The 23,691-nt window shown below is 41.9% G+C and carries 24 protein-coding genes and 1 pseudogene; 21 read left to right on the forward strand and 4 right to left on the reverse strand.

The window, feature by feature from the left end; translation table 11 throughout:
• The first annotated feature begins 5 nt into the window (after window positions 1-5).
• The 16 genes and pseudogenes from DWW33_RS03185 to gatB all read left to right on the forward strand — a co-directional run bounded on the left by DWW33_RS03185 (window position 6) and on the right by gatB (window position 15,331).
• The gene (locus tag DWW33_RS03185) at window positions 6-653 is read left to right on the forward strand and encodes an HAD family hydrolase (protein WP_118541960.1); all 648 of its coding nucleotides are present in this window, start codon (window positions 6-8) and stop codon (window positions 651-653) included.
• A 235-nt stretch (window positions 654-888) separates the two neighbouring features.
• Window positions 889-1,716, forward strand: a complete 828-nt coding sequence (locus DWW33_RS03190; protein ID WP_118638824.1) for a GGDEF domain-containing protein — start codon at window positions 889-891, stop codon at window positions 1,714-1,716.
• A 54-nt stretch (window positions 1,717-1,770) separates the two neighbouring features.
• Entirely contained in the window at window positions 1,771-2,838 is a 1,068-nt protein-coding gene (locus DWW33_RS03195) for a lysozyme inhibitor LprI family protein (protein ID WP_118638825.1), read from the forward strand.
• Window positions 2,839-2,860: 22 nt separating this feature from the next.
• Entirely contained in the window at window positions 2,861-3,850 is a 990-nt protein-coding gene (locus DWW33_RS03200; protein WP_117698592.1) for a guanosine polyphosphate pyrophosphohydrolase, read from the forward strand.
• A 12-nt stretch (window positions 3,851-3,862) separates the two neighbouring features.
• Window positions 3,863-5,026 carry a hypothetical protein gene (locus DWW33_RS03205; RefSeq protein ID WP_118638826.1) on the forward strand — a complete coding sequence of 388 codons (1,164 nt, stop codon included), beginning with the start codon at window positions 3,863-3,865 and terminating at the stop codon, window positions 5,024-5,026.
• A 139-nt stretch (window positions 5,027-5,165) separates the two neighbouring features.
• Window positions 5,166-5,453, forward strand: a complete 288-nt coding sequence (locus DWW33_RS03210; protein WP_118638827.1) for a type II toxin-antitoxin system RelB/DinJ family antitoxin — start codon at window positions 5,166-5,168, stop codon at window positions 5,451-5,453.
• The gene (locus DWW33_RS03215) at window positions 5,443-5,757 is read left to right on the forward strand and encodes a type II toxin-antitoxin system RelE/ParE family toxin (protein WP_118638828.1); all 315 of its coding nucleotides are present in this window, start codon (window positions 5,443-5,445) and stop codon (window positions 5,755-5,757) included. Before DWW33_RS03210 ends, DWW33_RS03215 begins: the two co-directional genes overlap by 11 nt.
• A 113-nt stretch (window positions 5,758-5,870) precedes the next feature.
• Window positions 5,871-6,395 (forward strand): annotated as a pseudogene (locus DWW33_RS16270) (tyrosine-type recombinase/integrase); the annotation flags it as partial.
• Between the two features lie 104 nt (window positions 6,396-6,499).
• Window positions 6,500-7,879 carry a hypothetical protein gene (locus tag DWW33_RS03225; protein ID WP_118638829.1) on the forward strand — a complete coding sequence of 460 codons (1,380 nt, stop codon included), beginning with the start codon at window positions 6,500-6,502 and terminating at the stop codon, window positions 7,877-7,879.
• 156 nt (window positions 7,880-8,035) lie between these two features.
• Window positions 8,036-8,527 carry a low molecular weight protein-tyrosine-phosphatase gene (locus DWW33_RS03230; protein WP_118638830.1) on the forward strand — a complete coding sequence of 164 codons (492 nt, stop codon included), beginning with the start codon at window positions 8,036-8,038 and terminating at the stop codon, window positions 8,525-8,527.
• Window positions 8,528-9,424 (forward strand): DUF3658 domain-containing protein, encoded by an 897-nt coding sequence (locus DWW33_RS03235; RefSeq protein ID WP_118638831.1) that lies wholly within the window; start codon window positions 8,528-8,530, stop codon window positions 9,422-9,424.
• A 3-nt stretch (window positions 9,425-9,427) separates the two neighbouring features.
• Window positions 9,428-9,949 (forward strand): nitroreductase, encoded by a 522-nt coding sequence (locus tag DWW33_RS03240; protein ID WP_117699105.1) that lies wholly within the window; start codon window positions 9,428-9,430, stop codon window positions 9,947-9,949.
• Window positions 9,950-10,354: 405 nt separating this feature from the next.
• Window positions 10,355-12,100 (forward strand): aspartate--tRNA ligase, encoded by a 1,746-nt coding sequence (aspS, locus tag DWW33_RS03245; protein ID WP_118087233.1) that lies wholly within the window; start codon window positions 10,355-10,357, stop codon window positions 12,098-12,100.
• Window positions 12,101-12,112: 12 nt separating this feature from the next.
• Window positions 12,113-12,409 (forward strand): Asp-tRNA(Asn)/Glu-tRNA(Gln) amidotransferase subunit GatC, encoded by a 297-nt coding sequence (gene gatC, locus DWW33_RS03250; protein ID WP_022242659.1) that lies wholly within the window; start codon window positions 12,113-12,115, stop codon window positions 12,407-12,409.
• Window positions 12,410-12,424: 15 nt separating this feature from the next.
• On the forward strand, window positions 12,425-13,888 hold the full coding sequence (gene gatA, locus DWW33_RS03255) for an Asp-tRNA(Asn)/Glu-tRNA(Gln) amidotransferase subunit GatA (RefSeq protein WP_118638832.1): 1,464 nt from the start codon (window positions 12,425-12,427) through the stop codon (window positions 13,886-13,888).
• Between the two features lie 12 nt (window positions 13,889-13,900).
• On the forward strand, window positions 13,901-15,331 hold the full coding sequence (gene gatB, locus DWW33_RS03260; protein WP_118638833.1) for an Asp-tRNA(Asn)/Glu-tRNA(Gln) amidotransferase subunit GatB: 1,431 nt from the start codon (window positions 13,901-13,903) through the stop codon (window positions 15,329-15,331).
• 132 nt (window positions 15,332-15,463) lie between these two features.
• On the opposite strand, the gene DWW33_RS03265 is transcribed toward gatB, so the two are convergent.
• Window positions 15,464-16,231: a prolipoprotein diacylglyceryl transferase gene (locus DWW33_RS03265; RefSeq protein WP_118172792.1), complete on the reverse strand. Its 768-nt coding sequence runs from the start codon at window positions 16,229-16,231 to the stop codon at window positions 15,464-15,466.
• A gap of 32 nt (window positions 16,232-16,263) precedes the next feature.
• Complete coding sequence (locus tag DWW33_RS03270) at window positions 16,264-16,509, reverse strand: hypothetical protein (RefSeq protein ID WP_117699110.1); 246 nt, start codon at window positions 16,507-16,509, stop codon at window positions 16,264-16,266.
• A 242-nt stretch (window positions 16,510-16,751) separates the two neighbouring features.
• Between DWW33_RS03270 and clpX the strand changes: the two genes are divergently transcribed.
• The 4 genes from clpX (at window position 16,752) to DWW33_RS03290 (ending at window position 21,463) form a co-directional block, all read left to right on the forward strand.
• The gene (clpX, locus tag DWW33_RS03275) at window positions 16,752-18,194 is read left to right on the forward strand and encodes an ATP-dependent Clp protease ATP-binding subunit ClpX (RefSeq protein ID WP_117698946.1); all 1,443 of its coding nucleotides are present in this window, start codon (window positions 16,752-16,754) and stop codon (window positions 18,192-18,194) included.
• A 29-nt stretch (window positions 18,195-18,223) separates the two neighbouring features.
• Window positions 18,224-19,912 carry a S8 family peptidase gene (locus tag DWW33_RS03280; RefSeq protein ID WP_118638834.1) on the forward strand — a complete coding sequence of 563 codons (1,689 nt, stop codon included), beginning with the start codon at window positions 18,224-18,226 and terminating at the stop codon, window positions 19,910-19,912.
• Window positions 19,913-19,984: 72 nt separating this feature from the next.
• Window positions 19,985-20,944: an L-lactate dehydrogenase gene (locus DWW33_RS03285; protein ID WP_118638835.1), complete on the forward strand. Its 960-nt coding sequence runs from the start codon at window positions 19,985-19,987 to the stop codon at window positions 20,942-20,944.
• A 72-nt stretch (window positions 20,945-21,016) separates the two neighbouring features.
• A complete protein-coding gene (locus DWW33_RS03290; protein ID WP_117698943.1) occupies window positions 21,017-21,463 on the forward strand; it encodes a signal peptidase II in 447 nt (148 codons plus the stop codon).
• Window positions 21,464-21,622: 159 nt separating this feature from the next.
• Here the strand turns inward: DWW33_RS03290 and DWW33_RS03295 are convergent, their stop codons facing one another.
• Together DWW33_RS03295 and DWW33_RS03300 are read right to left on the reverse strand one after the other, a co-directional pair.
• Window positions 21,623-21,823, reverse strand: a complete 201-nt coding sequence (locus tag DWW33_RS03295; protein WP_022242668.1) for a cold-shock protein — start codon at window positions 21,821-21,823, stop codon at window positions 21,623-21,625.
• A gap of 77 nt (window positions 21,824-21,900) precedes the next feature.
• Entirely contained in the window at window positions 21,901-22,407 is a 507-nt protein-coding gene (locus tag DWW33_RS03300) for a DUF5721 family protein (protein WP_118638836.1), read from the reverse strand.
• Between the two features lie 101 nt (window positions 22,408-22,508).
• Here DWW33_RS03300 and DWW33_RS03305 point away from each other — a divergent pair, with 101 nt between their 5' ends.
• The gene (locus DWW33_RS03305; RefSeq protein WP_158577446.1) at window positions 22,509-23,654 is read left to right on the forward strand and encodes a transglutaminase domain-containing protein; all 1,146 of its coding nucleotides are present in this window, start codon (window positions 22,509-22,511) and stop codon (window positions 23,652-23,654) included.
• The last annotated feature ends 37 nt before the right edge of the window (window positions 23,655-23,691 follow it).

Consider the following 23,691-nt stretch of genomic DNA (forward strand, 5'->3'; position numbering starts at 1 on the left):
GTAATATGATAAAAGCAGTTTTATTTGACATGGATGGAACGTTAATTGATACAGAGAAATACTACAGAATCTGCTGGCCTAAGGCAATGGCGCATTTTGGTTATGAAATGAGTGATGAGCAGGCATTGTCCATGCGTTCCTTAGGACAACCCTTTGCACCGGCGCATTTAAAGGAAATGTTTGCAGATGAGAATCTTGACTATCCGGCTATCCGGGCTTACCGGAAGGAATTGATGGAGGAATATCTTGCAAAGAACGGTATTGAGATAAAAAGAGGAGCTGTTGAGCTATTGAATTTTTTAAAAGAAAAGAAAATCCGGCGGGCAGTTGCAACGGCAACCGACATGGAACGGACAGAAAGATATTTAAAGCAGATAGGACTATATCCGTACTTTGATGAAATCATCAGTGCAACCATGGTAGAACATGGAAAGCCGGCACCGGATATCTATACTTTTGCATGTGCACAACTTGGACTTGCTCCGGAAGAATGCCTTGCGGTGGAGGATTCGCCCAATGGGGTTATGAGTGCTTGCAGGGCAGGCTGTCAGGTGGCAATGGTCCCGGACCAGACACAGCCAGATGATGAATTAAAAAAGAAACTTACGATATGTGTAAATACACTGGATGAATTGAAAAACTTATTTTCATAAAATGGGAGAGGAAAGATGAATTTTTTATTTGATACCTCAATTGATGTGAGCCGCAGACAGTTTTATGTGCTGGCAATGGGAAGCTGTATCGGAAATCTGGCAGGATTTATTGGAAATGCATTGATTTTCGGATGGAGCGGAACAACGATTTTCTGCGGAATCTGTATGTTACTTATGGTCGCAGGAAGTTTTCATTGGAATAAAAAAAGGACAGATACGTTATGCGTCTTATTTGATGATAGCAGTCTTAAGTCTTGTGGAATTTCCGGCACTGTATTATATATATCAGACGGGAACGATTGTATACATGGTACTTGCGATGGTAGCAATTGCGATTTTTATTCCAACCGGAAATGCAATCCGGTTTGCCGGCGTGGTAATTGTAGCAGATGTGGCAGCAGTTATTTTAGCCTATATGAGACCGCTGGAAAGTGAAAAACTGTCAAAAGAAGTCGTGCTGCAGAGCACACTTTGTTCCCTGCTTATCGTTTTACTTTGTGTCTTTTTAATTTCTATCCTGCTTCAGATGCAGAGACAGAGACAGGAAGAAGAAGTAAAGAAGTTGAATGAACAGTTGAAAGATGCCGCAGATAAAGATGCACTGACCGGAATCTATAATCGTCGTTATTTAAATCAGTATCTGGGAGACCTTATTCTGGATGAGAAGGAAGAATTTGATGCGGTACTGATTGACCTTGACTTCTTTAAACATGTGAATGACACATACGGACATGGATTTGGAGATATTATTCTGGTGGAATTTGCAAGACTTTTAACAAAGCATGTAAAGAATAAAGGGATTGCAGTACGCTTTGGCGGAGAAGAATTTATGCTGGTTTTAAAGGGGATGAACACGGATGAAATCGGTAAAATGCTAGAGCATATAAGATGGGAATATAAAGAATTTACAAAGCATGAAAAGAATATCGAATGTTCTTTCAGCAGTGGAGTACAGCATTATACAGAAGGGATTGCTGTTACGGTATTATACCGCTTAGCGGATGAGAAGCTCTATGCTGCAAAAGAACGGGGAAGAAACCAGGATGTATTTGATTTAGAATAATAGAAAGATAAAAAAGGGGCGAGAAACGAAAAGGAACATCAGGAGGATTCGTTTGTGAAAGGGAAAAAGTTTTTAGTAATGATATTAAGTGCAGCGTTGGGAATGTCAACGTTTGCGGCTTGCGGAAGCAGAGTCGTGGAGTCGGAGAAAAAGACCACAGAAACAGAGGCAGAGACTGAGACGGAAGAAACGGAAAACTCAGAAGAGGTGACAGAGGAGACAGAAACGGAAAATGTGGATGAAGATGACATTTTTGCACAGCTTGCAGGAGAAAGCTTTATGTTTACCAGCGGAGCCGGTGCATGGGATTCTACATTGATTTTATCCGAGGATGGCTCTTTTGTGGGAAATTATCATGATGCAGATGCGGGAGATAGCGGGGATGGATATCCAAATGGAACCCTTTACTATTGTGATTTCTATGGAAAATTCACCCGGCCGGAAAAGATAAATGATTATACCTATGAGATGCAGTTGGAGGATATTGCAACGAAGGAAACAGAAGGCGACACGGAAATTAAAGGCGGCGTGAAATATATTTACACGGGACCGGCTGGGTTGGAAGAGGTTTATGATTTATATATTTATCTGCCGGGTGCACCGTTAGATGAATTGCCGGAAAGATTCCTGGACTGGGCATCCATTGGTCTTACCGATGAGGATACGACGCTTCCATTCTATGCAATTTTTAATACGCTGACCTTTGATACCTTTTTAGGACCGAGTGGAGATAAGGTTACGGTAAATGATAAAACCACAACTTCCGATGTATCTATAGAGAGTGAATTGCAGAAAATCGAGGAGAAAGCAGCAGCCATGCAGGAAGACCTTTCCAGTGGAGAACTGACACAGCAGGAAATGAATACCCTGTCTCTGCAGTTGTATCAGTTGTGGGATAATGAGCTGAATTCTATCTGGAGCCGTTTAAAAGAGACTTTGGATGAGGACACTATGACGACTCTTACCCAGGAAGAGCGTGACTGGATTAAGACAAAAGACAGTGCAGTAGAGGAAGCCGGCAAAGATGCCGAGGGCGGAAGCCTTCAGCCATTATTGGAAAATGATAAGGCGGCAGAATTAACAAGAAACAGGGTATATGAACTGGCAGAGTATTTGAAATAAAAAGATATTTTAGCGAGGGAAAATGGTTACATTAAATGATTACTTATACTCCGGAGCAACGGTGTTCCGGATATTGAAAAAGTATACGCAGGACCTCCGGGCATCCGCAAAAGTATCAAAAAATGAAGTGGATCTGGTGCACTGCAATTTCCTGATTCAGATTATGGAACTGTTAGAGCACAATGATTTCCTGACAGCGCAGTCCCAGAAAATCCGTGAGTTCTACAAATATATGGCAATGGAATATCCTTATCTTTCCTTTACTTTTAAAGGAAGAATCAAGTCACTGATTCGTGCGGAGGGCAAATTCAACGGCTATATTGTAGAGTACATTTATGATTATTATAAAAAGCATAAAAGCTATCCGGACATTGCAGAATTAAAGGAAAAGCTGAACTGCTTCCGTGATCTGATTGCATATCGGATTGTGATTTCCATGCCACGGTGTCATTTGAAAAATCATGAGAACCGCGAAGAAGAGGAATTAAAGCACCTTTATCAGATTGCAAATGTGCTGCCACAGTTTTTAGAGGAGCGTGGATTTACGGCAGAGCCGACAGGCGGTGTCTTAAGAAGCAGTTCCCCGCTTTTGGATGATGCTGTAAAACCATATTACCGGGATTATATCACCAGCGAAAAGGAGGACGATTACAAATCCTTACATATTACTTTTTATGATAACAGTGCGAGATGTTATGTGGAAATGCAGCTTCGCACAAAGCAGATGGATGACATTGCAGAAATCGGTTCCGCCAATCATATTAATTATGAGAAAAAGCAGGAAGCATCCAGAGCACGCCGGGATACCATCCCGGAGGGAGAATGCATTTATTTTGATGAAGCTTATGAACGGTGCAGGCGTTTGCAGGAACTGGAGCTTTCCGGTGTGGATGTCGACATGTTTACAGCAGTAAGCAACAGCCTGATGAATGACGGCTGCGGCTTATACCGGGGAAGACTGATTCTTCCTTATGAGCATTTGTCGAGATTTCAGAATGATTTGATTGATTAGAAATAGAACAGAATGGAAGCGTATGAAACGGAGAAGGCAGCTATGGGTGAAAATATGGAAAAGGAACAATGGATGAAAGAGAGTCTCCAGATGCAGAAGGCAAGCTGGATTCAGGATGAAATCACAAAGCGCAGAGAGCGGGAAGATGAGTTGCTGCAGCAGATTTTTATGGAACAGAAAATGTTGCAGGAACTGGACGAAGACATGGACGAAAATATGGCACATGCCAGAGAAGGCCGCAAATACCGGGAGGATATGAAGGAGCGGGTCAATGACCGGATATATGAAATCCATGACCTGAGTGCAGATAAGCGAGAGGGAATGCGGGAATATAAATATGCATACCGCAGAGGCTACGCCCTTGCCATGTTTTTCTTTTCACTGGCATTGTGCGTCTTTGTAGGCTTTTTACATGGAATCACATCACAAATCTGTCTGATGCTGATGTTCTTTACCGGCGTGCAGGCTGCCATTTTTGTACATCAGAAGCAGTGCTTCTTTCTCTGGAGACTCATCTGCGATATTTTCTCAGCAGTAGTTTTCCCGGTGATGCTGGTTCTCTTTATCGGCTATGAATTAAAGTACGGCTTCTACGATTTCCTGCTTCCAATCTGCCTTATCGTAGGACTGGTGCTGCTGGCACTTACCACAGCATCCTATTTCCTCTACGATCCATACCGCAGTGCCCGTCGCAGAGTCGGTGATGCCAAGAGCATGATCCGTTCTATCGAGCGTTCCGCCAAAAAGCAGGTCAAGAAGAGCCAGAAGCAGCAGGCGAAAGACGAACTTCGCCAGAACCGCCTGCAGCAGAAGGAGCAGGATAAAGCCGAGAAGCTCCGCATCAAAGAAGAGCAGCGCCAGGAAAAAGAGCTTAAGAAAGCCGCGCAGCACGAAGAACAGCAAAAACTCCGTGACGCAAAGAAGCAGGAAGCCTTAGAAAACCGCGAAGAGAAGAAGCTTGCCCTCAAGGACGCTGTGGCAGCTAAGAAAGAGCAGTTCCGGGAGAAGTTCCGGAAGGATGGGGGAGTGGAAGAAACGGAAGAGGAGGAGAAGGAGAAAGCGGAAGAGGGCGTTTTTGCTTTGGATGAAGGCACGGAAGATGCAGAAAATACAGAGCAGGGTGAGACAGTAGTTGTGGAAGATGCAGCGCAGGAAGAAGATGGAGGGTTAGAGTAGATTGAAAATATGGCAGATTTTCAAGATCCGTCTATTAATTTTCTACAGTAAATTTACACTACCAAACAATACAAATGTATTGAAATAGATATGATTTAGCATTATAATGAAGAAAACAGATGGAAGAGAGGTGCTGAACATGGCTAGTACAATTCAGGTTAGAGTAGAAGATGAGTTAAAGAGTAAATCAGATGCACTATTTAAAGATTTGGGCACAGATACAACAACAGCAATTAGAATGTTTTTAACACAGGCTGTTGCGGCAAATGGATTTCCTTTTGAAATAAAAAGACAGGTAGAATCAAATCCATATGCACCGATGACTGAGAACGAGATGCTTGCAAAATTGAAAAAGTCCAGAGAACAGGGAATGTTCAGGGAAGCAGATTGTGTGATTTCTGATATGAGGTCAAAGTATGGATTATAAGGTTGTTTTGATGAAGGATGCGGAGGAGGATCTTGATAGATTCATCACATATCTTTTGCTTGAAAAGAAAAGTGAGCAGGCTGCAAGAAATTTATTAAATGATTTTGAAGCAACAAAAATAAGTCTGTCAAATGTTGCAGGAAGCCTGAAACTTTGTGATAATCTCAAACTAAGAGAATTAGGATATCGAAGAATCAATTTTTTATCGCATCGATATTTTATGCTTTATCGTATTGAAAACGATACTGTTTATGTGGACAATATTTTTCATGAATTGCAAGACTATGAAAATAAAATGAATTAAATGTTTGAATACAAAATCTTACCCATGGGGTCGTCTCTTAATTTTGAACATGAGTTAGGAGATAGCTTGGATAGGTGGGATTTTTCTATGAGGAAAGTTATCTGTAAGAGTGATATATGTTGCAGAGAACATCAGATATGCGATACATCATAGAAACTACAAAGACGGATGCCGGAACTAGAGTATTGCCAATCACAGAGGATGGGGCACAGATGTTTCAGGCAATTATCGAGGATAGAAATGCACCGAAAGTGGAGAAAACCATAGATGGATATAGTGGATTCCTATTTTACGATGATAATGGAATGCCACTTGTGGCAATGCACTGGCAGTACCGATTCAATCATATGGTCGGCAGATACAATGATATCTACCGGGTGTAGATGCAAAATATCACGCCACATGTGTGACGCCACACCTATTGTTCAAATATGGCAAAATCGGCAATGAATTCCAAGACGTTACAGTACCTCATGGGGCATTCGGATATATCGGTCATAATGAATTGGTACACACATATCGGATTCGATGATGCAGAGGAAGAATTGAAACGAATGGAAGAGTTTAGGAAGGCGCAGGCAGAGGTTGAGCAGAAGAAGGAAAAACCGATGTCACAGAAAATGTTCAAGGCAGTTTAATATGGAAGTGGGATGACGTTCTGGCTTAGGCCGGGGCGTTATTTTTGTGGAAAAAGTTGGTGATTGAAGTTATAATTATAAGTTGGAAAGGATGTGACCTATTTATGGAAGTAAATATGATAATTCTTCCCAAGAATAATAGTGATATCAATTTGGGAATGAAAAAACAGATAAAACAGCTTTTTGAAAATTTGTTTAATAATGTAAATGATTCTTCTTTTGAGATAAATTTAGATAATAATGTGAAAATTGAATATAAGATATCTTCAAAAGAAAAAAATATGGTCTTTCTTAAATTGAGTTGTAATGAGACACCAGCTAGAGCCGCAAAATATCTTGATAGTGTAACTAATAGGCTTATTCAAGGTGAACATAGGAAAACATGGAATATTGTAATTTCATATGATGAGGTATCTCAGTTATACTGCTGTAAGTTAATGCCATTATTTGGTATATTTGAAAGACGAATACGAGAATTAGTTTATATAACAATAATCAAAATATTTGGGGTTGAGTGGTATGATAATTCTTTTAGTAAAAGTTTACAGGATGCAATGAAGGGAAAGGGAAACAAAACGAAAATGGTTGAAAGTGCTTTGAATGAGTTGACTTATGAACAACTTAAAGAGTATTTGTTTACGCCATTTTGTGGAAGAAATATTTCAGAAGTATTGGAACAAGAATTATCTGAGTCAAGCGTAGAAGACTTGTCAAAAGAAGAAATTTTAGATATTGTAAATCAATGCAGAAGCGAATCTTTATGGAATCGTTTCTTTTCGGAGTATAAACAGTTTAGGAATATTAAAGAAAAGATTGATGAGCTACAACCACATAGAAATACGGTAATGCATAATAAGAGAATGACGCAGAATGAATATGAAAAGGTAAGAAAATCACTGAAAAACATTAATAAATTATTAGTGGAAGCAATAAATGTTCTAGAGAAAGATATTTATACAGAAACAAAATTAGTAGATGTAGTATCTGCATTAGGAAATATGCTTGTTAAAGTGTTGGGTGAATCAATTCCAAGATGGATTGAAAAGATGAAACCAGCGTTATCAACCTTGGGAGAATTGGTTATTAAGTCAGCAGTTCCTAAAATTGATGTATCAAGTGTAATTCCTTCTTTGGAGATTGGAAATGCAATGAGTGCTCAGATGGAACAGATTAGAAAACAATATCAGGTTATGGGAAATATTGCAGGACAGGTGAATTTTGCAAAAAGACTTGAAAATGCAGGTAATCAAATGGCTATAGCGGCTGCAAAGCAAAGTGCAATATATAATAATTCTATGTTGTCCCAAATGGGTAATTTATCTCAAATAAGTAAAATAGCTTATACTCCGGCAATGGATGTAGCAAGAGAGTTATCTGAACGAAATCAACGATTTGCAAATTCGCTTGGTATAAACGGAATGTTAGGAGAGACGGTAGATACAGGTAAAGAAGACGATGACAAAGAAAAAGATAAAAATCCTTAGTAGTAAGAAATTCCCTTTTACTACTAACAGCTAGTAACAACTTGCTCAATTCTGCTCTGATTTACCACAATCCGTAATTTCAGAGCAAACTACACAAATCCCGGAAACCATCGCAAAACAGGGCATTCCAGGGCAAAACAAGGAGTAAACAAAACCATGATAAAAGTTCTTTTCATTTGTTTAGGCAACATCTGCCGTTCCCCCATGGCAGAATTCATCCTAAAGGACCTCGTCGCCAGACGAGGCCTCACCGACCGATTCGAGATAGCCTCGGCTGCCACCAGCACCGAAGAAATCTGGAATGGCATCGGGAATCCGATTTACCCGCCGGCGCAGACGGAGCTTAAGAAGCATGGAATCGGGAATACGCCGGAGACCGATTTTCGGGACAAGCGGGCGAGACAGTTGACAAAATCCGATTATGAGATTTATGATTATCTCATAGGGATGGACGAAAGCAACATCTGTGGAATCGAGCGGATAACCGGGCATCGTGGCGGTAAAATATCCATGCTGCTTTCCTTTGCCGGAGAGCAGACAGCAATATCCGACCCATGGTATAGCGGCAGGTTCGATAAGACTTATGTGGATGTAACACGTGGATGCGAAGCATTCTTAGAATATCTCATAGAGCAGGGAGAAGTGTAGATGATAGAAATCTTATTTGGCGAAAGTGAAGGCGTAGCCATGAAGCTTGCGAAGAACTATCAGCAGCCGGATTATGAGGATGGACCAACCGCATGGCTTGGGGAAAAGCCGGACAAAGCCACCTTTGAAGACATGTTTGCAGGAGAAGCAGTTGGCGGAACTTCTGCGGAGGTCATTATACTGCCATTTATGTTGGACATTGGCAGCCTGAGGGAACCGCTGGATGGTACATATCGGAAGAAGATAATCTTAGAGCAGTATGGTGTCTATTGGAATGAGGATGAGAAAGAGGAGCGGGAAGAATTAGAGCAGGCAGTGGAAACCTATGGGAAAGAGCTGCAGCGGATGGAGCAGTTTGCAAAGCAGGGAGAATCTTTCCGTATCTGGTACAGCAACAAGCCTTATTCCCTGTGCGGACTCTGCCATGCAGTCAGTGTGCTGCGGAAATATGAATGCGCGATATCCGTGGTACGTCTACCGGATTATGTAAGAGAAGAGGAAAATACGACGGTACGTTATTCTTCCTGGGGAGAAGTAGATGCCGGACAGTTTTATCGATTCCTCCCATTGGAAAAGGAACTTTCAGAGCATGAGCAGAAAGTATTTGCATCCAGATGGGACGAACTTAAAGAAGAAGATGCACCTCTTCGGGTTCTGATAAATGGCTGTCTGGTGGGCGTAAAAGATGATTTTTATGATTTCCTGATTCGAAGAGAACTGCCGGAGGGCGAAATCATACAGGCAAGACTTATTGGAAATCTGTTGTTAAAATATCCACTTGGAATCAGTGACAGTTGGTATATGAACCGCATCAAACATATGATTGAGACCGGAGAGATAGAAGTAGTGAAAGAGGCGGATGAAATTTTCCGCCGGAGCATCAGAAAGGAGCAGTAAGAAATGAATGAGATCATAAAAGCAATGGAGACAAGAAGAAGTATCAGAGGTTATAAGGAAGATATGGTGCCGGAAGAGCTGATTGCAGAAGTAGTGGAAGCCGGAACTTATGCGGCTACCGGAATGGGCAGGCAGTCACCGATTATACTTGCAGTTACCAATAAAGAAGTAAGAGACAGACTTTCCAAGGTAAATGCTGAGATTATGGGAACAACCGGCGATCCGTTTTATGGAGCACCGGTGGTACTGGTGGTGTTAGCAGATAAGAGCCGTCCTACCTATCTTTATGATGGAAGCCTCGTTATGGGCAATCTGATGCTGGCAGCACATTCCTTAGGTCTTGGAAGCTGTTGGATTCACCGTGCAAAAGAAACTTTTGAGCGGGAAGAGGGAAAAGCAATTTTAAAGGAACTTGGCATTGAAGGAGATTACGAAGGCATTGGAAACTGTGTCATTGGCTATGCAAAAGAACCGGCAAAAGACGCCGCTCCGAGAAAAACAGATTATGTTCATTATATAAAATAAATCTGGATAATATAAAGGACATAGTGAAAAAATAGCATCAGATTTGTAAAAAATACTTGCAAAACAAAAAAAGCAGTGCTATCATAGTCAACAACTAGGAGATATAGTTGCAAAAGCTGGGAAAGAGACTCTTACTTTTAGAGGCCGACAGGAATACAGCGTCACCGACTGAGAGCGCTGTTTGGAAGAGAAAGCAAAGGGAACACTCTGGAGCCGACTGGCTGAATTACAGTAGGTCAGTACGTAGTGCACGTTACGCACGAAGAGAGGGAAGATGAAGCATTCATTTTCCAATGCGGGTGGTACCGCGGATAAGAAGATTATTCGCCCCGGAATACGAGTCAGTATTCCGGGGTTATTTTTATACTCCGGGCTGACAATCATATCAGAAAAGGAGTAGATAAGATGAGCAACATTTACAGAGACGTAACCTTAAATCAGGTAAGCGAAAACGACATTGGAAAGACACTTCGGGTAGCAGGCTGGGTAGAGAATATCCGTGACCATGGCGGCGTATCCTTTATTGATTTAAGAGATATGTATGCAGTAATGCAGATTGTAATCCGGGATGGAAAACTGTTAGAGGGAATCCGCAAGGAGCAGGCAGTTTCCATAGAAGGTCTGATTGAAAAAAGAGATGAAGAGACCTACAATCCAAAGATTCCAACCGGAACCATTGAATTAGAGGCAAAGAGCGTAGATATTTTGGGAGAGGTCTATACACAGCTTCCATTTGAAGTAATGACCAGTAAGGAAGTCCGCGAGGATGTCCGTTTGAAATACCGTTATCTGGATTTAAGAAACCAGAAAGTAAAAGACAATATTATTTTCCGTTCCAAGGTAATTTCATTTTTAAGAGAGAAAATGACAGAAATGGGATTCTTAGAGATTCAGACACCGATTCTTTGCGCATCTTCTCCGGAGGGCGCAAGAGATTACATCGTGCCATCCAGAAAATACAAAGGAAAATTTTATGCATTGCCACAGGCACCACAGCAGTACAAACAGCTTCTGATGGTATCCGGATTTGATAAATATTTTCAGGTTGCACCATGTTTCCGTGATGAGGATGCAAGAGCAGACCGTTCACCAGGAGAGTTCTATCAGCTTGACTTTGAAATGAGCTTTGCAACCCAGGAAGATGTATTTAAGATTGGTGAAGAAGTACTTTCTGCAACCTTTGAGAAATTCGCACCGGAAGGCAGCAAAGTAACGAAAGCACCGTATCCAATCATCAGTTATAAGCAGGCAATGTTAGAGTTCGGAAGTGACAAACCGGACCTTCGGAACCCACTTCGTATCATCGATGTGACAGAGTTCTTCCAGAGATGTACCTTTAAGCCATTTATCGGAAAGACCGTAAGAGCCATCCGTGTACATGCAGAGATGTCCAAAGGTTTCCATGAGAAACTTTTGAAATTTGCAACCGGAATCGGTATGGGCGGCTTAGGATATCTGGAAGTATTAGAAGATGGAAGCTATAAGGGACCGATTGATAAATTTATCCCGGATGACATGAAAGAAGAATTCAGAAAGCTGGCAGGCCTTGAAGTAGGAGATACCATTTTCTTCATGGCAGATAAAGAAGAGCGTGCCGCATATTATGCAGGCATGATTCGAAATGAATTAGGCGAGAAGTTGGATTTAATTGAGAAAGATGCATACCGTTTCTGTTATGTCAATGATTTCCCAATGTTCGAGCGTGACCCGGAGACCAAGAAAATCGGATTTACCCATAACCCATTCTCCATGCCACAGGGCGGCTTAGAGGCACTCAATACCATGAATCCGCTGGACATCTTAGCATACCAGTACGATATCGTCTGCAACGGTGTGGAGCTTTCCTCCGGTGCAGTCCGTAACCATGATATGCAGATTATGGAGAAAGCTTTTGAAATCGCAGGTTATGATAAAGAAGTGCTGAAAAATAAATTCGGAGCATTATACAATGCATTTCAGTTTGGAGCACCGCCACACGCAGGAATGGCTCCTGGCATTGACCGTATGATTATGTTACTGCGTAACGAGGATAACATCCGTGAAGTCATTGCTTATCCGATGAATGGAAATGCACAGGATTTGATGTGCGGAGCACCAAACGAAGTAACCGAGCAGCAGTTAAGAGAAGTTCATATCAAAGTACGTGATTAAGGAGGAAAAACAATGGCAAATGTGATTTCAGATGAAACCATGGAATACGTTGGAATCCTTGCAAAGCTTGAGCTTTCCGAAGAGGAAAAAGCAGCAGCAAAAAAAGACATGGAAAGCATGCTAGATTATATTGATAAATTAAACGAACTGGATACATCCGGTGTAGAACCGATGTCCCATGTATTTCCGGTACATAATGTATTCCGGGAAGATGTAGTAACCAATGGTGACGGCGGCGAGGATACCCTTGCCAACGCGCCGGAGCGCAGAGACCGGGCATTTGTTGTACCAAAGACCGTAGATCAGTAAAGGAGGCGGCAGAAGATGAATTTGTTATCACTGACAGCAGTAGAGCTTGGAAAGAAAATCAAAGCCCATGAAGTATCAGTAGAAGAAGCTACAAGAGCCGCCTTAGAAGCCATTGCAGCAAAAGAGGATGCGGTACACAGTTTTGTTACCGTAGATGAAGAAGGCGCTATGAAGCGGGCGGCAGAAGTGCAGAAGCTTATTGACGATGGAACATTAACAGGACCTCTGGCAGGAGTGCCAGTAGCAATTAAAGATAATATGTGTACCAAAGGAATGCTGACTACCTGCAGTTCTAAAATTTTATATAACTTTATTCCGACTTATACCGCAGAAGCAGTATTAAATCTGGAAAAAGCCGGAGCAGTAATTCTTGGAAAGACCAACATGGATGAGTTTGCCATGGGAAGTACCACAGAGACCTCTGCTTTTGGAGAGACCAAAAATCCATGGAATACCGAGCATGTACCGGGCGGTTCATCCGGTGGAAGCTGTGCGGCAGTAGCAGCAGAAGAATGCTTTTATGCATTGGGTTCAGACACTGGTGGTTCTATCCGTCAGCCAAGTGCATTCTGTGGTGTGACCGGCATCAAACCAACATATGGAACCGTATCACGTTATGGACTGATTGCCTATGGTTCTTCTTTGGATCAGATAGGACCGGTTGCCAAAGATGTGACAGACTGCGCAACCATTTTAGAGGCAATTACTTCCTATGATAAAAAGGATTCTACTTCCATTCAGAGAGAAGAGACCGATTTTACCAGTGCATTGGTCGATGATGTGAAAGGAATGAAAATCGGTATTCCAAGAGATTATTTTGGAGAAGGACTGGATGCAGAAGTAAAGGATGCTATTTTAGCAGCCGCTAAGAAATTAGAAGAAAAAGGTGCTATCGTAGAAGAGTTCGATTTGAGCCTGGTAGAATATGCAATCCCTGCTTACTATATAATTGCAGATGCAGAAGCAAGCTCCAACCTTGCCCGTTTTGATGGCGTAAAATATGGCTATCGTACGAAAGACTACGAAGGACTTCACAACATGTATAAGAAATCCCGTTCCGAAGGCTTCGGAGCAGAAGTAAAACGTCGTATCATGTTAGGCTCCTTTGTTTTAAGTTCTGGTTATTATGATGCATATTATCTAAAAGCACTGCGTACGAAAGCATTGATTAAGCAGGCATTTGATAAAGCATTTGCAAAATATGATGTAATTTTAGGACCGGCAGCACCGACCACCGCTCCGAAGCTAGGAGAGTCCTTAAGCGACCCGCTGAAAATGTATTTAGGCGATATCTATACTGTATCGGTGAACCTGGCAGGACTTCCGGGAATCAGTCTTCCTTGCGGAATTGACAGCAAAGGGCTTCCGATTGGCATGCAGTTGATTGGAGACTGCTTCAAAGAGAAAAATATCATTCGTGCAGCCTATGCATTTGAACAGACAAGACCATATCAGCACAGCCCGTTAGCAGCAGATTAGGAGGAGAAGATTATGAGTAAACAGTATGAAACCGTCATCGGACTGGAAGTCCATGTGGAACTGGCAACTAAGACCAAAATCTTCTGTGGCTGTTCTACTGCATTCGGAAGTGCACCAAATACACACACCTGTCCGGTCTGTACCGGTATGCCGGGCTCTCTTCCGGTTTTAAATAAACAGGTGGTAGAATATGCCATGGCAGTAGGTGTTGCCATGAATTGTGAAATCAACCAGTATTGTAAATTTGACCGGAAGAATTATTTCTACCCGGACAATCCTCAGAACTATCAGATTTCTCAGCTTTATCTTCCAATCTGCCACGATGGCGGCATTGAGATTGAGACTTCCGAAGGAAAGAAAACCATTGGAATCCACGAGATTCATATGGAAGAGGATGCGGGAAAATTAGTCCATGATGACTGGGAAGATGTTTCCCTGGTGGACTATAACCGTTCCGGTGTTCCACTGATTGAGATTGTATCTGAGCCGGATATGCGTTCTGCAGAGGAAGTCATTGCTTATCTTGATAAATTAAGAATGATTGTGCAGTATCTTGGTGCATCCGACTGTAAGATGCAGGAAGGCTCCATGCGTGCAGATGTCAACTTATCTGTCCGTGAAGCAGGAGCAAAAGAATTTGGTACCCGTACCGAGATGAAAAATATCGGTTCCTTTAAAGCAATTGCAAGAGCCATTGAAGCAGAGACAGCAAGACAGATTGATTTGATTGAGTCTGGCGAAAAGGTGGTTCAGGAGACCAGACGCTGGAATGATGACCAGGGATATTCCTATGCCATGCGTTCCAAAGAGGATGCACAGGATTACCGTTATTTCCCGGAACCGGATTTGGTTCCAATCGTCATCAGTGATGAATGGTTACAGCGCATAAAAGACAGCCAGCCGGAGCTTCGGGAAGCAAAACGTCAGCGTTATCAGGAAGAATTCGGTCTGCCGGAATATGATGCCAACATTTTAACATCTGCAAAGAAAATGGCAGATGTTTTTGAGGCAACAACTGCAATCTGCAATAAGCCAAAGAAAGTATCCAACTGGCTGATGGGTGAGACCATGCGAATCTTAAAGGAGCAGAATAAAGACCCGGAGGATATCGCATTTTCACCGGAAAATCTGGCAAAATTAATCGAGCTTACCGATGCCGGAACCATCAATGGCAATGTGGCAAAAGAAGTATTTGAGCAGATTTTTGCAGAGGATATCGACCCGGATAAATATGTAGAAGAGCATGGATTAAAGACTGTAAATGACGAAGGTGCATTGCGTGATACCATTGCCAAAGTCATCGAAGAGAATCCTCAGTCGGTAGAAGATTACCGCAATGGGAAAGAAAAGGCAATCGGTTTCTTAGTAGGTCAGACCATGAAAGCCATGAAGGGCAAAGCAAATCCTGGAATGGTAAATAAGATATTGAAAGAACTGTTATAAATAACAGGGAATGCATGCAAGCTTTTCCTTATATGTATAAAAAATCCTGCAGTATGAAGGTATCAGAAATACCTGTCATGTTGCAGGATTTTTATGTTTTTACTGTAGTCTGTCAATAAAGAGAAGCCAAACTTATGCCTTTTTTCTGGAAACAGAAGTTCTGATAAGATAGCATATGGTTCCAACTACAAATCCAATGCTGAGCCACTGGGAGGTGGATAAGGCAAAGAGATGACCGCGGACGGCATCATAGCGGACATATTCTAACAGAAACCGCAGAATACCATAGACAATAAAATATATGGCAATCGTGTGCGGATAAGATTTCTTTAAATCCAGTATTGCAAGTACGACAGCAAGAATCAGAAGACAGATTGCTTCCACCAGCTGAACTGGAAACAGCGTAGTATCAGATGGCGCAATGGAATGCTCCGGGAACTGTACTGCAAAAGGTCCATCGTATGGAATTCCATAACAGCAGCCGGCAAGAAAACATCCGATACGTCCGAAACCGTGAATCCATGGAATCAGATAAATCAGGTGAATGATAAAAGGCTTCCAGTCAATATGATGTATTTTTCCGGCCAGCAGAAAAAGAAGCAGTCCTCCAATCAGTCCGCCATAAAATACAAAGCCACTCTGCATAATGTAATTAAAATACTGGGGTTCTAACATACGGGACCAGTCAATGTCCCGGTAAGAAATGAATAGATACAAAAGCTTGGCGCCTAAGAAGGCGCCAAGTAATGTGTAAGCTTCTAATATAAGCATATCATCGAAGTTAAGCTTATATTTTCTGAGCGGATACAGGGCAAAAAGATTTGCCGTAATCACTCCAAGTGTGATCATAAATCCATAAGATGGGATATGAAATCCCAGAATATTCAGATAAAGTGCCATCTTTTTCCATGTATCCTTTCAAAAAACAAATATTAGAATGCGCTTGCAACAGATGCAACACATGCAACACATGCGATGTAAAGCAGTAAGCCTAATACTAATCCGATGATAGAGCATACAAGACCACCTGTAGCACATTTAGCCTGATTCTTATGTCCAACAGCGCCTAAGATAGTACCGATAAGACCTAAGATTGCTCCGATCCAGCCATAAACACCTACTGTAACTACGTCAACAACGATGGAAATAATTCCTAAAACTAATGCTGCGACACCCATTTTCATGTCCTCCTTGGTTTATAAAAATCTAATAAATTACATTGAAAGTTTAGCATTTAATAGGGAGACTGTCAAATATTGGTTGCAAATTTTGAAAAATAGTAAAAAATATCAGGTTCTGTCATATATGAAGATTTTATAAAATTATGGCTGCGAAGGTTGAGATTAAAACCGGCTTGAATTATAATAAAAGCAATGTTTTAGAATCTTAAAACAGATTTGAGAGAATAGGAGAATCAGATATGACAGAGAATGAAGACAAGAGAGAACTTGAAAATATAGATACTGTAGAAGAGACAAAGAAAGAGACCACAGATGAGAAGAAGGATGAATACGAAGAAATCTGTTACATCTGTCGCAGACCGGAAAGTGTTGCCGGTAAGATGATAAAGATTCCGAATAATATCTGCATTTGTAAAGACTGTATGCAGAGAACCTTCGACAGCATGAATAACTCCGGATTTCCAATGGGTGATTTTATACCAAATGGTCAGATGCCCAATATCAGCATGATTAATCTTTCGGATTTGCAGGGCTTTATGCCGCAGAGCCAGAAGATTAAGAAAAAGAAAACCAAAGAGGAGAAAGCAGAAGCTCCGAAATTAGATATAAAGAAGATTCCGGCACCACATAAGATTAAAGCAAGCCTGGATGAATATGTGGTTGGACAGGAATATGCCAAGAAGGTAATGTCTGTGGCAGTTTACAATCACTATAAACGTGTGGCAACCGATACGATGGATGATATTGAAATCGAGAAATCCAATATGTTAATGATTGGACCGACCGGAAGTGGTAAGACTTATCTGGTGAAGACACTGGCAAGACTTCTGGATGTGCCGCTGGCAATTACAGATGCGACTTCCTTAACTGAGGCAGGTTATATCGGAGACGATATCGAAAGCGTTGTCAGTAAATTGCTTGCAGCTGCAGATAATGATGTAGAGCGGGCAGAGCATGGCATTATTTTCATTGATGAGATTGATAAAATTGCCAAGAAGAAGAACACCAACCAGCGTGATGTCAGCGGAGAATCCGTACAGCAGGGAATGTTAAAGCTTCTTGAAGGAGCAGAAGTGGAAGTGCCGGTGGGAGCCAGCAGCAAGAATGCCATGGTTCCGATGGTTACCGTTAACACTAAGAATATTCTTTTTATCTGTGGCGGAGCTTTCCCGGATATTGAAGAGATTATCAAAGAACGTCTCAATAAGCAGGCATCCATTGGATTCCAGGCAGATTTAAAGGATAAATATGATAATGATGAGAATCTGTTACAGAAAGTAACGGTAGAAGATGTAAAGAAGTTTGGAATGATACCGGAATTTATCGGAAGACTTCCGATTCTCTTTACCCTGGAATCACTTACTGTTGATATGCTGGTCCGTATTCTAAAGGAGCCGAAAAATGCTATCATCAGGCAGTATCAGAAGCTTCTGGCATTAGACGAAGTCAATCTGGTATTTGAAGAGGATGCACTGCGGGCAATTGCAGAGAAAGCAAAGGAGAAGAAGGTCGGAGCAAGAGCACTTCGTTCCATTATCGAAGAATTTATGTTAGATATCATGTATGAGATTCCAAAGGACGAAAACATCGGCCAGGTAACGATTACAAGAGATTATATTGAAAAAAAGGGCGGACCGCTTATTACTATGCGTGGAGTGGCAGCATTACCGGTAAACGAATAAAATAAAAGAAAATAAGTGCCGGAGCTTATATGGAAGATTGTAAAGACGCACCATACTCGGAAGAATATTACGACCTTCTGGTTTCCTATCTGAGCCTTGAAAATGAATATCTTCCGGGAGGCTGTATCCAGAATATTGATAAAGATTTTAATGTAGTCTATTTGCAGAGTGCAGGCTTGCCGAAGCTGGATATTGACCAGTATACCTATTCGGCAATTCCAAAATGTTTTACCACATTAGACGAAGAGGCATTGCAGGCAGGCGGAATCATAAGGGTACAGAGTCAGCCAAATCTTGCTTTGAGAGGGCAGGGTGTTCTGATTGGATTTGTGGATACCGGAATTGATTATCAGAATGAAGTATTCCGTAATTCCGATGGCAGCAGCCGTATATTAAGAATCTGGGATCAGAGCATTCGAAGTGAAGATACACCAGAGGGATTCCTCTATGGAACGGAATATACAAAAGAACAGATCGATATGGCATTGTTAACAGATGCACCTCTTCGGGTAGTACCTCACCGGGATGAAGAAGGACATGGTACCTTTATGGCAGGTCTTGCGGCAGGAAGCGAAAAACTTTCGGAGAAATTTGCCGGAGTAGCACCCTATGCACAGATTGCCATGGTAAAGCTGAAGCCGGCAAAGAAATATTTAAGGCGTTTTTATTATATTCCGGAAGCTGCAAAGGCTTATCAGGAAAATGATATTATGGCGGGGGTGGCATATCTGACCAGACTGGCGGAACGATATCGCCGCCCTCTGGTGATTTATCTTGGGCTTGGAAGCAATTCCGGGGATCACAGTGGAAACAGTGTGATTTCGTATTATCTTAATTATGTTTCCTTCAAGCGGAATACGGCAGTTGTGGTAGCAGCAGGGAATGAAGCTACTGCCAGACATCATTATTACGGAGAAGTTGCATTCGGGCAGCAGAGTGATGTGGTAGAAGTAAATGTGGAAGATGCAGTGGCGGGTTTCCATATTGAAATGTGGGCAAAGGCTCCGGAGCTTTATTCGGTGCGGATTATATCGCCAACGGGAGAGCGGACGGCAGGTGTCCGGGTGCAGCAGGATGGCAGAGAGGTATACCGTTTTGTATTTGAAAATACACAGGTTATCATTGATTACCACATTGTTGGCACTGCCACAGGAGATCAGCTTATTTATATCCGGTTTGACCGGCCCACCAGAGGCATCTGGACGATTGAGGTAAATGGCGATTACAGTATAGAAGGAAGATATCACATGTGGCTTCCGATTACCGGACTGATTGCCGGTGATATTTCTTTTATTCGTTCTAATCCGGATACGACAATTACCATGCCGGGAAATGCAGCTGCACCGATGACAGTAGGTGGATACAATGCAGGAAATGACAGTATTTATCTGAATTCCAGCAGAGGATACACTGCATCGGGACTGGTAAAGCCGGATTTTGCAGCACCGGGTGTCAATGTGATTGGACCGGCACCGGGCAACCGGTTTGAGGCAAGAAGTGGTACCAGCATTGCAGCGGCAATTACTGCAGGAGCTGCAGCACTGTATCTGGAATGGGCAGTAGAGCGTGGTTATAATACTGATATTACAAATGCAGAAATTAAAAATGATTTTATCCGCGGTGCGGTGCGGTTAGAAAGCAGAGTTTATCCGAACCGGGAATGGGGATATGGAACCTTAAATCTCTATCAGACCTTCGAACAGTTGCGCCGGACATAGGAGGTTCTTGTTTGCATAGAATAACTGCTTCTGTGGGATTCTATATAGAAAACACGAAGCAGGAGGGTAAAGATGAAGCAGGAACATGCAATTGATTTACGAAAGGCAGCCATTATCGGATGTGGGTTTGTCGGCTCTGCCACTGCATTTACACTGATGCAGAGCAAGCTCTTTTCCGAACTGGTTCTAATTGATGTGGATAAAGCAAGAGCGGAAGGAGAGGCCATGGATATCAGCCATGGAATGCCATTTGCCGCACCGATGAAAATATATGCCGGCAGTTATGATGACATTGTGGATGCCGACATTATTATCATTACGGCAGGAGCAAACCAGAAACCGGGAGAAACAAGGCTTGAGCTGGTAAAGAAAAATGTAGCCATTTACAAAAATATTATCCCGGAAATTGCAAGCAGAAGGTGTCGTGGCATATTACTCATCGTATCAAATCCGGTGGATATACTGACACTGGCAGCATTGAAATTATCCGGTTTTCCGGAAAATCGGGTAATCGGTTCCGGAACAGTATTAGATACTGCCCGGTTAAAAAATATGCTGGGAAAACAGCTTGGCATCGACAATCGTGGTGTGCATGCATTTATTGTAGGAGAGCATGGAGACAGCGAGGTGGCGGTATTCAGTTCTGCCAACGTATCCGGCATTCCGTTGGAACAGATTTATAAGCTGCGTGGCTATGAGGAATATGAAAGTCATACGAAGCGTATATATGAAGAAGTAAAGAACAGTGCTTATGAAATCATAGAGCGTAAGCAGGCAACCTATTATGGGATTGCAATGGCGATTAAGCGGATTTGTGAATGTATTGTCCGGGATGAACATTCGGTGCTTCCGGTGTCCAGTCTGATGCATGGGCAATATGGCATTTTCGATATCGTGCTGAGCATGCCGGCAGTGGTGGATGCCGGTGGCGTGGAGCAGATTCTTCCGGTGTCATTAGACGAAGAAGAGCGGGCAAGGCTTCATGCGTCAGCAAAAGCACTGCGGGATGTGATTGCTGACATAGAATTATAGAGCAGGCGGAGCAGAAAGAGAGAAAGAAAAGGACAGAAGGAATCAGGTAGAACAAAAGAAGGAGGAGTTTCCATGAAATATTTATTACTGGTGGCATCCATTTTCGGGCTGGATGAAGGAATCAAGCAGCGGGTTGATAAGAAGGAGCCGTTGGGAAAAGAAAAAAGAGTTCCAAAGCTTCCGGTTGTAATTGAAAAATATTATAACAATGGAGCTGCATTGAACTTTCTGGCGAAGAAACCGAAAATTATGCTGGGGTTACACAGTGCATGCATGGCAGGACTGATGACCATATATGGGTTTGTATTAAGAAGAGGAAATACAGGACTGAAAACCGGTATGAGTATGATGGTTGGCGGCGGATTAAGCAATCTCTGGGACAGAATTCATAAGAAGCATGTGGTGGATTATATCCGCTTTGATACACCGTGGAAACGCTTTTCAAGAATTGTATTTAATATTTCCGATTTCTTTATTTTTATCGGAGCAGCAGTTTCTATGTTGTTTGCATACAGGTAAGAAAACGGGATTGCAGCCAACGGTAGTAATACCGAAGGGAGCAATCCCATTTTTCTTAATCAAATTCGTTCGTTATATCTTAATCAACATAAAAAATCATTATTAAAAATCAAATTCTATATCTGAGAAAGGTACATTGAAAAACCTTGATTATTGCAACTATTTAATTACTGTTACGTTAGTTGCCTGAGGACCCTTGGCGCCTTCTGTTACGTCAAATTCTACTGCTGCGCCTTCTTCTAAGGATTTGTAACCATCCATGTTAAGTCCTGAGTAGTGTACGAATACATCATTACCTTCTGCATCAGAGATGAATCCGTAACCTTTCTGGTTATTAAACCATTTAACTGTACCGTTCATTATAGTACCTCCACAAAAATTATCTAGCCATATGGCTATGCTTAGAATAGCATAATTTATTTTAAAAGTAAAGAAAATTAGTTGATATCGGTATAGGGGATATCATGCCCGGCAAAAAATTTGCGTATCAGCATATCCCATTCCTGGTCGAAGGTGTGGTCTAAGGTAAAACTGCGGTAAGATACGCCATTGGTACAGGAAAGAATACCATCCTGAAATTTGATGTTTAAGAAAACTCCGTTCAAATCCTGGGGGGTCAGACCACTTTTGCTTACTTCCAGAGTATTTTTAAGATTCTTTGGAGAAAGCTGAAAGATAAAGCGGAAATAGGAGGGGGTATGTTTTCCCTTGATCAGGGCGAAGCAGTTTTCACGCAGCATGCCAAAAGGCAGGCAGCTTAAACCGGTTAGTTCCAGTTCATCCAGTTCTTCCGGACTGTAGAAATCCGGTACAAGATGTCCGTCGATTTCATAGGAACCTTTTCCACGGATGGTAGCTTCTGATAATAAGAAGTGGTCAAATAAATCCGTGCGAAGTAATTTATTCATAAAATCCTTTACCTGTAAAAGTTGTATTGCAATCATAGTATCCTCCTCATTTTTAAAGTGTAACACAAACCGGATAGAAAAAACAGAGAAAGTATTGTAGAATGTCTATGAAAAGAAGCAGATCGAAAGGAAATGATATGAGAAAACAAAGATTATTAACCGGTATTGCAGGAATACTTATGGCGTTTCTGTTTACCGGCTGTAATACGTCATCCGTTGAAGAATGGGTAGATGAAGTAGTAGAAGATATCAATGGACAGATACCGGATAATACCTTGCTTCCGGTAGAGTCTGTTTCAGAGGAAAAATATGTATATGGCCAGCTTACGGAAGAAGAACAGCTTGTTTATGATGAGATGCTGGATGCTATTTTAAATCATCGGGAAGAGGTGGCAGTTGCTACATTAGATAAAGACGTACTGGCAAAAATGTATGAAGCAATTATGGCAGACTATGGCGGACTCTTCTGGGTGGATGGCTATTCCTATACGGAATATTCCCGTGCGGGTGTACTGACCGGGCTTAAGTTTGCACCGAAGTATACAATGGATGAAGCTGCAAGACAGGAGACACAGGCGGCAATTGATGAAAAGGTCGATGTACTGCTTGGCGGCATTTCATCCGAGGACAGTGATTACCAGAAAGCGCGGTTTATATTTGATACGCTGGTGCGTACGGTAAATTATGACCTTAATGCAGAGAATAATCAGAATATCATCAGTGTATTTCTAGAGGGAAGAACGGTGTGCCAGGGCTATGCCTGTGCCACAAAATATCTGATGGATTTATTAGATATTCCATGTACGATAGTGACAGGAACTGCCAATGGAGAACCACATGCATGGAATCTCATCGAACTGGATGGAGCCTATTATTATATGGATACTACCTGGGGTAATCCAACTTCCAACAGTCCGGATGACTTCGGAGATGTAGCTGAAGTGGTAGATTATTGCTCTTTTACTGCAACTACAGAAGAGTTATTTCAGACCCACAGCCCCAATGTGAATTTTTCATTGCCGGAATGCAATTGCCTGGATGACAGTTATTTTGTGCAGGAAAATTGTTATTTTAAGGACTGGTATCCGGAAGACATCGGAGCATTATTTACAGAGCTTGACAGCCACCCTGTACAGATGAAGTTTGAGGATGAGGCAGTTTATGGGCAGGCACAGCAGTTTTTCATTGAAGAAGGGCATATCGGGGATTATTATACCGTGGATAGTTCCTTATTTTATATGAAAAATGAGACAATGCGGGTACTTACTTTCCTGAAAAAATAAAATATTTGTGAAATATTATAAAAATTTAAATATCCTC

It is taken from the genome of Roseburia sp. AF15-21, assembly GCF_003479505.1.
Taxonomy (GTDB): domain Bacteria; phylum Bacillota; class Clostridia; order Lachnospirales; family Lachnospiraceae; genus Roseburia_C; species Roseburia_C amylophila.